Source organism: Burkholderia sp. BDU5 (assembly GCF_001522845.1).
Taxonomy (GTDB): domain Bacteria; phylum Pseudomonadota; class Gammaproteobacteria; order Burkholderiales; family Burkholderiaceae; genus Burkholderia; species Burkholderia mayonis.
In genome coordinates this window covers 37,368-49,884 of the sequence record NZ_LOWC01000130.1, presented here as the reverse complement: position 1 = coordinate 49,884, position 12,517 = coordinate 37,368, and the positions used below count along the sequence as shown (strand labels likewise).

Genomic DNA, 12,517 nt, shown 5'->3' with positions numbered 1-12,517 from the left:
ACTTTTTCGAACCCGACACAGACGATTCCCATGACCGCACCCACCCCTTCCCGCGAACTCGCCACGGCCGTCGAAGCGGCCGTCCTGTCGCTCGCCGGCGACGTCGCCGGCCGCCCGTTCGACGCGGCGGCCGCTGAGCATCCGTTGCACACGCTGGGCTTCGGCTCGCTGCAGTACGTCGAACTGTCCGGACGCCTGAACGAATACTACGGACTCGATCTCGCGCCGACGCTGTTCTTCGATGTGCACGCGCCGCGCCAGATCGCGGCGTATCTGCTCGCGCGGCACGCGGCCGAGATCGCGTCCAAGCATCACGGCGCGATCGAAAGCGAGACGGACGCGGCGGCGGCCACGACCGCTGCGGACGCAGCCGGCAGCCGCGCCGAAGCCGGGACGGCGGCGGAGCAGCCCGCGACCGTGCAAGCCGCGGACATGCCGCACATGATCGCCCGGCGCGCGGACGCGCCGTTTGTTGGCGCGCATTCGCAACACGACACATTGCACGACGAAGCTCGCGATGAAACGCGTCACGACACGACCGCCGGCGCGCACGACGAATCGGCAAGCGACGTCGCGATCGTCGGCATGGCCGGCCTCTTCCCGCAATCGGCCGATCTCGCCGAATTCTGGCGGCACCTCGCCGCCGGCGACGACCTGATCACCGATGCGCCGCCGTCGCGCTGGGACTGGCGCGCGGTCGACGGCGAACCCGCATCGCGCTGGGGCGGCTTCATTCCGCGCGTCGAATATTTCGACGCCGCGTTCTTCGGCGTCTCGCCGCGCGAGGCCGAGCAGATGGATCCGCAGCAGCGCCTGCTGCTGCAGACCGCGTGGGCCGCGCTCGAGGACGCGGCGATCCGCCCGTCCGATCTGATGGGCAGCGACACGGCGGTGTTCGTCGGCGTCAGCACGTCCGACTACCTCGATCTGCTGCCCGGCGCGGACGGCCATCTCGCGGTCGGCAACGCGCACGCGATGCTGCCGAACCGGCTGTCGCATCTGCTCGGCACGCACGGGCCGAGCGAGGCCGTCGACACCGCGTGCTCGAGCTCGCTCGTCGCGCTGCACCGCGCGGTGCGCGCGCTGCGGCGCGGCGAGAGCGGCGTCGCGATCGTGGGCGGCGTCAACGTGATGCTGACGACGCGGCTGCATCGCGCGCTCGCCGCCGCCGGCATGCTGAGTCCGGACGGGCGGTGCAAGACATTCGATGCGTCGGCGAACGGCTATGTGCGCGGCGAAGGCGTCGCGGCGCTCGTGCTGATGCCGCTCGAACACGCGCGCGCGGGCCGGCATCCGGTGCTCGCGGTGATCAAGGGCAGCGCGATCAATCACGGCGGCCGCGCGGCGTTCCTGACCGCGCCCGACGCGAACGCGCAGGCCGCGCTGATCGAGGCCGCGTATCGCGACGCGGGCGTCGATCCGGCGACCGTCTCGTACGTCGAAGCCCACGGCACCGGCACGCCGCTCGGCGATCCGATCGAAGTGCAGGCGCTGCGCCAGGGCTTCGACGCATGCGCTCGCGAGCATGCCGATGCACGTGCGCCGGCGCGCTGCGGCCTCGGCTCGGTCAAGACCAACATCGGGCATCTCGAAGCGGCGGCGGGTCTCGCGGGCATCGTCAAGGTCGTGCTCGCGATGAACCGGCGGATGCTGCCGCCGAGCCTGCATTGCCGCGAGCCGAATCCGTACCTGAAGCTCGACGACAGCCGCTACCACATCGTCACCGAGCCGACGCCGTGGCCGGGCGAAGCGACGCCGACGCCGCTTCGCGCGGGCGTCAGTTCGTTCGGGTTCGGTGGATCGAACGCGCACGTCGTGCTGCAGTCGGCCGATGCTCAGCCGGCCGACGGCGCGAACTCGTCGCGGCCGGCGTCCGTTCCTGCGTCCGCGGGCGCAGTCGCAGTCGCATCCGCAACCGCAGCCGAAGCCGCTTTCGCGAACGCAGCGGACGCGACCGATCCGCCGACCTGGTTCATCCCCTTGTCGGCGCGCACCGACACCGCGCTGCGCATGCGCGCCGCGCAGCTCGCGCGCTGGCTCGACGCCGAGCGCGCCGACGATGCATGGCTGCCGGCGCTCGCGAAAACGCTGTCGATCGGCCGCGAACCGATGTCGCGCCGCTTCGGCGTTACGTGCGCGTCGCTCGACACGCTTCGCGCGCAGCTCGCGATCGCACTGGACGGCGACGCCGAGACGCTCGTGCGCAACGACGCGCGCCTGCGGCCGCACGCCCCCGAGCATGCCGCGTGGCTCGCGGGCGCGTCCGCGCCGCTGCCCGTCGCGTGGCGCGACGCGACGCCGCGCTTGCGATTGCCCGTCTATCCGTTCGAAGGCGAGCGGCACTGGCCGACCGACGAAGCGACGCCGTCGCGCTTCGCGCTCGCGCCCGCAGGCGAAAGCGCATACCGGCTACCCATCGCGCCCGATGCGCCGCTCGTCGCCGATCACCGGCTCGCGGGCGAACCCGTGCTCGCCGCCGCCGCGCAGATCGTGATCGCATGGCGCGCGTTCGAAGCCGAGGCGAGCGGTTCGAGCCATTCAGACGACTGGAGCGGCGCGGACACCCGCGCGCACGTCGCGCTGCACGACATCGAATGGCTCGCGCCGATCGCGATCGGCGCGCCGACCGATCTGCACGTCACGTTCGCGCGCGACGAAGACGAAGACGAAGACAAAGACAAAGACAAAGACGAAGACGAAGACGAAGACGACAACGGTAACGATGACGACGGCCGCGGCAATAACAGAGACGCCGCACGATTCGCGATCGCCGCCTCCCCCGCCGTCGACACGCCGCTCGGCCGCGGACGCGCGACCCGCTCCACAAGCGCCCGGCCGGCAGCCCCCGCGCTCGACATCGCAGCGATCCGCGCACGCTGCACGCAGCCGATCTCGGCCGACGCGTGCTACGACGCATTCGCCGCGATCGGCATCGATTACGGACCGACCTTTCGCCCGCTGCGCGCGCTCGCGGTCGGCCGCGAAGAAGTGCTCGCCGAGTTCGACGCGGCGGCGCTCGCGCGCATGGCGGACGATGCGCGGCTCGTCGCGCTGCTCGACGGCGCGTTCCAGGCGATCGCGGGCCTGCAACTCGCGGACGCGGGACGCATCGACGGCGCGCTCCTGCCTGCGGCGCTCGCGCGCATCGAATTCGTCGGGCCGCTCGCGGACAGCGTCCATGCATGGATTCGCGAAGTGCCGGCCGCGTCGGGCCATCGCACGTTCGACCTCGATCTCGTGACCGAGCGCGGCGAGCGGTGCGCATCGCTGCGCGGCTTCGCGCTCGCGTCGGGACGACGCGCGGCGTCGCACGAAGCGCCGCGGCTCGCGACGCCCGGCGAGCATCTGCTTGCGCCGCAGTGGCTGGCGTGCGCGGCGAACGCAGCGACGCACGCGCCGCACGCCGCCAGACTGACCGTATTGGGCGGCACGCCCGCCCAGCGCGCAGCGCTCGCCGCGACGCGCCCAGCGTTGCGCGCGATCGACGACCTCGCCGAACTCGACGCGCATGTCGAGCATCTCGTCTGGCTGCCGCCCGCCTCGGCGGATCCGCGCGCACAGCTCACGCGATGCGCGGGCCTCGACGGCTTCCGGCTCGTCAAGCGGCTGCTCGCGCTCGGCGTCGGCGACCGCGCATTCGAGCTGACCGTGCTGACCGTGCGCGCGTGGGCGATGCCGGGCGACGCGCCCGCGTTCCCCGCGCATGCGGACCTCGCCGGACTGTGCGGGTCGCTTGCGAACGAATATCCGCATTGGCGCGTGCGGCTGCTCGATCTGTCCGACGCCGACGCGCTGCCCGCCGACTGGCGAACGCAGGACACCGAAAGCGGCCACCCGCTGCTGCTGCACCGGCACGGCCAATGGTTCGCGCGCCGGCTCGTGCCGCTCTCGGCGCTGCCCGCGCGCACCGAGCCGCCGTACCGGCCGGGCGGCGTCTATGTCGCGATCGGCGGCGCGGGCGGCATCGGCCGGGTCTGGACCGAGCACGCGATTCGCGCGTGCGGCGCGCAGATCGTGTGGATCGGACGGCGGCCGCTCGACGCGCAGATCGATGCACACTGCGACACACTCGCCGCACTCGGCCCGCGCCCGTCGTATCTGCGCGCGGACGCGAGCGACGTCGCCAGCCTGCGCGCCGCGCGCGACGCGGTGCTCGAGCGCTTCGGCCGGATCGACGGCATCGTGCACACGGCGATCGTGCTGCACGACGGCGGCCTCGCGCAGCAGGACGAAGCGCAGTTCAGCGCGGCGCTGAACGCGCAGGTCGCAACGACTACGAACCTGGCAAGCGTGTTCGGCGACGACACGCTCGACTTCATCCTGTTCTTCTCGTCGCTGCAGAGCGCGTTCGTCGCGGCGGGCCAGAGCAATTACGCAGCGGGCTGCACGTTCCGCGACGCGTTCGCCGATTGGCTGCGCACGCAGGTCCGGTGCGCGGTCAAGGTCGTGAACTGGGGCTATTGGGGGCAGACGGGCGTCGTCGCGTCCGAGCCCTATCGTCGGCGGATGGCCGCGCTCGGCATCGGCTCGATCGAGCCGGCGGCGGCAATGGCCGTCGTCGACGCGCTGCTCGGCGCGCCCGTCGATCAGGTCGGCTACCTGAAGACGATCGCGAGCGCGGCGGTGCCGACGCTCGAGCCCGCGCTCGCGGCCCGCGTCGCGCCGCGCTCGGATGCGCTCGCCGAAGCGCCGCCGCCGCGCGTCGACGCGACGGGCGACAGCGCGCAGTGGCAACGCGCGCTCGCCGATCTCGACCGTGCGATCGCGCGCCGCCTGTTCGCGGAGCTCGCCGCGCTGCGCGTGTTCGCCGACGGCAGAACCGACGGCACAGCGACGGCAAGCGACAATGCCGATGCCCCGCACGTGCACACGAACGCGCAAATCGGCAAGACGACGATACGCGTCGCCGCATCCGACGATCGCCCCGCGTGCGACGGCGCACACGCGGGCCAGTGCGAATGCGCATCGGCTTGCCGCGCCGCGCAACCCGGCGCATCGTTCGACGTCGACACTGCGCTGCACGCCGGCCTCATCGCGCCCGCCTACCGCCGCTGGCTCGCGCACGCGCTGACGCTGATCGCACGGCACGGCTGCATCGCGTGGGACGGCCGCACGGGCCGCATCGCCGGCCTGCCGCCGTCCGTGGACGCCGCGCGCGCCGAATGGCGGCAAGCGCGCGCCGAGCTCGCGCGCACGGCGCTGCTGAACGCTCACCTCGCGCTCGTCGACGCGACGCTCGACGCGCTGCCCTCGATCCTGCAAGGCCGCGTGCCCGCGACATCGGTCCTGTTCCCCGACGGCGACCTGAGCCGCGTCGAAGCCGTCTATCAGCGCAACGAGCAGGCAGACCGCTGCAACCGTGCGCTCGCCGACGCGGTGCTGCACCTCGTCGCCGGCACGGGCGCCCGCCAGCCCGCGACGCTCGCCGAGATCGGCGCGGGCACGGGCGGCACGACCGCGCCGCTCCTCGCGGCGCTCGACGCAAGCGGCGCGCGGCTCGGCCGCTACGATTTCACCGACATCTCGAAGGCGTTCCTGCTGAACGCCGAGCAATCGTTCGGCCGAGGCCGCGACATGCTGCGCTACCGGCTGTTCGACGTCGAGCGGCCGGTCGGCGATCAGGCGCTCGACGCGGGCGGCTACGACATCGTGATCGCGACCAACGTGCTGCACGCGACGCAGGACATCGGCGTCACGCTGCGCAACGCGAAGGCGCTGCTGAAGACAGGCGGCCATCTGATCGTCAACGAGCTGCTCGACACGCACGGCTTCGCGCATGCGACGTTCGGCCTGCTGCCGGGCTGGTGGCGGCATCGCGACAGCGCGCGCCGCCTGCCGGGCAGCCCGCTGCTGTCGCGCGACGGCTGGACGCATGCATTGCGCGAGGCAGGCTTCACGGTGCTCGACGGCGGCCCTGTCGATGGCGCGAACGCCGGCCAGGGCGTGATCGTCGCGATCAGCGACGGCGTGATCGTGCAGCCCGCGGCCGTCGATGCGCGCGGTCCGGCGCAGGTCGATGCGCGGCCGCACGCGGCCGCCGCGACGCCGGCCACCGCAGCCGCGCGCGCGATTTCGGCTTCGTCGCCGGCCGCGCCGGCAGCCGGCGCGAACCTGCGCGAGCGCTGCCTGCAGTGGCTGACGCAGCTCGTCGCGCGAACGCTGAAAATGCCGGCCGGCAAGCTCGCGCCGGATCAGCCGCTCGGCAGCTACGGCGTCGACTCGATTCTCGTGATCGGCCTGACGAAGACGCTGCGCGAAACGTTCGGCGTCGCGCTGTCGAACGCGACGCTGTTCGAGCACGCGACGCTGAATGCGCTCGCCGATTTCTTCGTCGCCGAGCATCGCGCCGCGTGCGAGCGCGTGCTCGGCGGCGATGCGGCTGCAGCTGCCGCCGCAAACACGTCGCTCGCTGAACGCGCCGCTGCGCAGGCGAACGCGACCGGCCGCGCATTCTGCGGCACACCCGCGCCCATGTCCGCATCGACGATGCCGGATCGAGCCGCATCGAGCGAGCGCGCATCGCACCCGGCGACACCGGCAATGCTCCCCCACGTGCGCTCCGCGATGCCAGCGAGCACCGACGATACGGCCGTCGCCGTGATCGGCATGTCGGGCCGCTACGCACAGGCGGACAACCTGCGCGAGTTCTGGGACAACCTCCGCGCGGGCCGCCACTGCATCACCGAGGTGCCCGCCGAGCGCTGGGACTGGCGCACGCACTTCGACACGGAGAAAGGCGTGCCCGGCCGCACGTACAGCCGCTGGGGCGGCTTCCTGAAGCAGATCGACCGCTTCGACGCCGCGTTCTTCCGGATCGCGCCGAGCGACGCGGAGAACATCGATCCGCAAGGCCGCCTGTTTCTCGAAGAATCGTGGGCCGCAATCGAGGATGCGGGCTACACGCCCGCGACGCTCAGCACGCGCCGCGAGGTCGGCGTGTTCGTCGGCGTGATGAACGGCGGCTACCCGACGGGCGCGCAGTTCTGGAGCATCGCGAACCGCGTGTCGCACGCGCTCGACCTGCACGGGCCGAGCCTCGCCGTCGACACCGCATGCTCGTCGTCGCTGACCGCGATCCATCTCGCGCTCGAAAGCCTGCGCAGCGGCACCTGCGACTGCGCGCTCGCGGGCGGCGTCAATCTCATTCAGAGTCCGAATCATCTGGTCGGCCTGTCCTCGCTGACGATGCTGTCGGCGGGCGACGCGTGCCGCGCGTTCGGCGCGGGCGCGGACGGCTTCGTCGACGGCGAGGGCGTCGGCGTGCTCGTGCTGAAGCCGCTGTCGCGCGCGCTCGCCGACGGCGACGCGATCCACGGCATCATCCGCGGCAGCATGATCAACGCGGGCGGCAAGACGCACGGCCTCACCGTGCCGAATCCGCGCGCGCAACAGGCGGTCGTCGGCGCGGCGCTCGCGAGAAGCGGCGTGCCCGCGCGCGCGGTCGGCTACGTCGAGGCGCACGGCACCGGCACCGCGCTCGGCGATCCGATCGAGCTCGCCGGCCTCACGCGCGCGTTCGCCGAAACCACCGGCGATCGCGGCTTCTGCGCGCTCGGCTCGGTCAAGTCGAACATCGGCCATTGCGAGAGCGCGGCGGGCATCGCCGGCGTCACGAAGGTGCTGCTGCAGATGAAGCACCGCGCGCTCGTGCCGACGCTGCACGCGGACGAGACGAATCCCGACATCGATTTCGCGCAATCGCCGTTCGTGCTGCAGCGCCGGCTCGCGCCATGGCCGAAGCCGGACACGGGCGATTGGCCGCGAATCGCCGGCGTGTCGTCGTTCGGCGCGGGCGGCGCGAACGCGCACGTCGTGCTCGAAGAGTTCGTCGACGCGCGCGTCGCGACTGACGCCGACGATGCCAGTTCCGCGATCATCGTGCTGTCCGCCGCGACCGACGACGCGCTGCGCCGCCGCGCGCGGCAGCTTCACGCGGCGCTCGCCGACGGCGAAATCGACGCGGATCGTCTGCACGATCTCGCGTACACGCTGCAAGCGGGCCGCGAAGCGATGGCCGCGCGCTTCGGCTGCGTCGTCGGCTCCGTCGCCGCGCTGCAAGCGATGCTCGCCGCGTTCGTCGAAGGCGACGCATCGCACGGCTGGCACGCGCATCGGCTCGCTGCTGACCGGCAGAGCCTCGCCGAACTCGACGCCGATCCCGAGCTGCGCGCGTCGCTCGTCGGCCAATGCATCGCGAGCGGCAAGCTCGACAAGCTCGCGGCGCTCTGGTGCCAGGGGCTCGGCGTCGACTGGTCCGCGCTGCATCGCGGCGGCGCGCGCCGGCGCGTGCATTTGCCAACGTATCCGTTCGACGGCCCGAGCTACTGGTTCCGCGACGACCACGCGCTCGCGACCGAGCCGGCGCACCGCCCTTCAGTCGAATCCGCACGCGGCGATACGGCTGCGGCAAGCGACGCGAACGTCGGCGCGCCGGCTGCCTCGACGCCCGACGCCGCGGCGCTCGTCCGCCGGACGGTCGCGCAAGTGCTCGGCTATCCGGACGTCGACATGGGCGAATCGTTCTTCTCGCTCGGCGGCGATTCGATCCGCGCGGCGCGCGCACACCGGGCGCTGCAACAGACGCTCGGCGTGAAAATTCCGCTCAGCCTGATGCTGGAAGCGAAAACGCTCGCCGAATGTGCGCGCGCAATCGATGCGCTGCTGCCGAAGGAACCGCCGATCGCGGCGGGCATGTCGAATACCGGCGCTGTCAAGACCGATGCGCGCGCCGCCGATATGTCCGCGACCGGCACGTCCGCAACCGGCACGTCCGCGACCGGCACGTCCGCGACCGGCACGTCCGCAACCGGCACGTCCGCAACCGGCGCGTCCGCCGCCGGCGCCTCGGCGACTCAACCGCAAACGCCGCGCGCGCAGCAGCTCGCATCGCCCCCGGCATCGCCAACGGAGCCCGCGCACGCCCCGCGCGACACCCGCCCGCGACTGCACACGCTGTCGTCGAACCAACAGCAATTCTTCTTCCTCGATCGCCTGAATCCCGCGAATCCGGCGTTCAACCTTCCGGGCGCGCTGCGCGTGCGCGGCGAATGGCACGCGGATGCGCTCGAAGCCGCGTACCGGACGCTCATCGATTCGCACGACGTGCTGCGCACCCGCTTCGTCGTGCGCGGCGGCGAACCGTGCGCCGAGGTTGCGCCGCATCGCGCGGCGGCGATCCGCCATCACGATCTGTCCGCGCTGCTGCCGAAGCACCAGGCCGCGCGCATCGCCGAATGCCTGACGGAATCGAGCCGCGAAGGCTTTGCGCTCGAGCAGGGCGAGCCGAGCCGGCTGACGGTGCTCGAATTGCGCGACGACGACCACGTGATCCTGCTGAACCTGCATCACATCGTCGGCGACGCGGTGTCCGTCGTCGTGCTGCTCGACGCGCTCGCGCGCGCCGCGCTCACGGGCCGCGCGCCCGCATCGCGCGCCGAGCGCCCGCAATACGCGGAATGGGCCGCGCGCGAACACGAGCAATTGCCCGAGGTCGTCGAACGCGAGCTGCCATACTGGCTCGATCGTCTGCGCGACGCGCCGCCGCCGCTGCCGCTGCCGTGCGACCGCGCGCGGCCGCCCGTGCCGAGCTATCGAGGGCAGAGCGTGCCGCTCGCATTCCCGGCGGAACTGATCGCGCAGCTCGACGCATACTGCAAGACGCACGGGCTGTCGCGCTTCGTCGTGATGCTCGCCGCGTTCAAGGTTGCGCTGCGCGTGCTGTCGGGCCGCGACGACGTGGTCGTCGGCAGTCCCTACGCGAATCGCGCCGACGACGACACGGCCGACATGATCGGCAGCCTCGCCTATGCGCTCGTGCTGCGCACGCGGTTCGACGCGGCCGAAACCTTCCCGGACGCGATCGCGCTCGTGCGGCGCACCGTGCACGGCGCGTTCGATCATCTCGGCGTGCCGTATCCGCGGCTCGTCGAGGCGCTGAATCCGGCGCGCCACGGCGGCGCGAATCCGCTCTACCAGATCATGTTCAACGTCATCCCGATGCCGGCGCTGCCCGACGGCGTCACGCCCGTCGAAGTCGATTCCGGCTGGCTCGACTACGACCTGTTCGTGCGGCTGCGCGCATCGGACCGCGCGATCGAAGGCGTGCTGCAATTCAGCGCCGATCTTTTCGATCGCCGGACCGCCGAAGCGATCGCCACGTACTACGTCGAGCTGCTGCACACGCTGCTCGCGCATCCGTCGCTGCCGCTCGCCGGCCTCGCGCCGCCCGCCGAGCTTGCGCTCGAACGGACGATCGCCGACGCGATGCCGCCGCTGCGTCTCGAAATCGCGTCGACGTTCACGGATAGCCCCCTCGCCGGCACGCTGCGCTACTGGAGCGTCGCGACGGGCCAATCGATCGAGCCGAACTTCGCTCCGTACGGTCAGTTGTTCCAGACGCTTTACGATCCGTCGACGCCGTTCCATGCGAACCGGCACGGGATGAACGTCGTGCTCGTCAGGCCCGGCGACTGGCTGCGCTTCGACGGAGCGAGCGCGAACGCGAGCGCCGAAGCCGAAGCCAATGCAGGCGCAGACGCCGCCGCCGCACGGATCGCACTCTACGTCGACGAGCTCGCCGACGCGCTGCGCGACGCGGCGCCGTCGCTCGCCGTGCCGCTGCTCGTGCTGGTTCTGCCTGACGATGCGGCGTCGCTCGCGAGCGGCGGCGAGCATGAAGACGCAAACACAGACGACGTGTCGCTCGCGCCATACCGCACGCTAGCCGCGGCGCTCGCGGATCTGCCGGCCGTGACGGTTGCGCACTGGCGCGACGTCGCCGCGATCTATCCGGTCGCCGACGTGTTCGATCCGCACGCGGACGCCGCCGGCCACGTGCCGTTCACGAGCGAGTACTACGCGGCGCTCGCGAGCTATATCGCACGCACCGCGTTCCAGCACGCGGCGATGCCGCTCGACGACGCGTGGAACCGGCTCGCCGCGCAGATCCGCGACGATGCCGAGCAGCGCGTCGCCGCGCCGTCAGCCGACGCGCGCGATCGCCGCGCGCCGTACGCGCCGCCGGCGAACGAAACCGAAGCGGCGCTCGCACCGATCTTCGCAACGGCGCTGAAGCTCGACGATCTCGGCATCGATGACAACTTCTTCGACTGCGGCGGCCATTCGATCCTCGCGATCGGCGTCGTCTATCAGATCAACGAAGCATTCGGCGTCACGCTGTCGGTCGCGGACATCTTCATGGCGCCGACGGTGCGCCGGCTCGCCGAGCGGATGCGCGACGCGCCGGACGGCCCGGCATACGTCGACCTCGCGAGCGCGGCCGCGCTGCCCGGCGACATCGCGCCGCTGCCCGCCCCCGTCGCCGACACGCCGCGCGCGCTGCTGCTGACGGGCGCGACGGGCTTCGTCGGCCGTCACCTGCTGCGCGAGCTGATCGACCGCACGGATGCGACGATCTACTGCCTCGTGCGCTCGCCCGACGCCACGCAGGGCCTCGCGCGGATCCGCGCGACGCTCGAGCGCTGGTCGCTGTGGCGTGACGGCGACGACGCGCGCGTGATCGCCGTGCCGGGCGATCTCGGCCGCCCGCGTATCGGCTTGTCGAACGCCGATCGCGCGCGGCTCGTCGCCGAAGTCGACGCGATCTATCACAACGGCACCAGCATGAACCATCTCGAATCGTTCGAGATGGCGCGCGCCGCGAACGTCGACGGCGTGATCGAACTGCTGCGCATCGCGACCGAAGGCCGGCCGAAGACGTTCAACTACGTGTCGACGCTCGCCGTGTTCAGCATGCGCGAGCGCACCGGCAAGCACATATTCGACGAATCCGCGCCGATCGACGACGAAAAACACCCTTCCGACCAGGGCTACACGACGAGCAAGTGGGTCGGCGAGCAGTTGACGCATCTCGCGGCCGCGCGCGGCGTGCCGTGCAACGTGTTCCGGCTCGGCCTCGTGACAGGCGACGCGCGGCACGGGCATTACGACCCGCTGCAGGCCTACTATCGGCTGCTGAAGAGCTGCATGCTGATGGGCGCCGCGTTCGACGACTTCCGCTACGACCTCGTGATCACGCCGGTCGACTACGTCGCGCGCGCGCTCGCGCATCTCGGCGCGAAGCACCCGCACGGCAGCCGTGTGTTCCATCTGTCGACGATGCAGGTCACGCCGATGCGCACGGTGTTCGACATGATGAACGCTCAGTTGCCGACGCCGATGCGCATGCTCACGCACCGCGCGTGGATCGACGAGCTGCGCGTGCGCTACCGACGCGGCGACGTGCAATCGATCGTGCCTGTCGTGCAATGGTTGATGAACATGAGCGACGCCGAGCTCATGAAGCTCGCCCGCGAGCGCGAGGAAACGACGTTCATCTACGACTGCACGGCGACACATCGCGAGCTCGAGGAAGCCGGCATCGTCGTGCCCGTGTTCGACGACGCGCTGCTGCGCCGCTACCTGCGCGGCATGTTCGACGACGACACGGACCTGCGCGCGCTCGCCGGCCAGCCGAACGACGGTGAGCGACTTTCCTCCTTTCACTCCCACACGTGAT

The 12,517-nt window shown here is 71.5% G+C and carries 1 protein-coding gene; it reads left to right on the top strand.

Annotated features, from left to right (window positions below):
* Positions 1-30: 30 nt before the first annotated feature.
* Complete coding sequence (locus WS69_RS20500) at positions 31-12,516, top strand: thioester reductase domain-containing protein (protein ID WP_059472514.1); 12,486 nt, start codon at positions 31-33, stop codon at positions 12,514-12,516.
* The last annotated feature ends 1 nt before the right edge of the window (position 12,517 follow it).

Coding starts and splice junctions, on each gene's coding strand:
- WS69_RS20500 (WP_059472514.1), top strand. CDS start 31: ATGACCGCACCCACCCCTTCCCGCGAACTCGCCACGGCCGTCGAAGCG.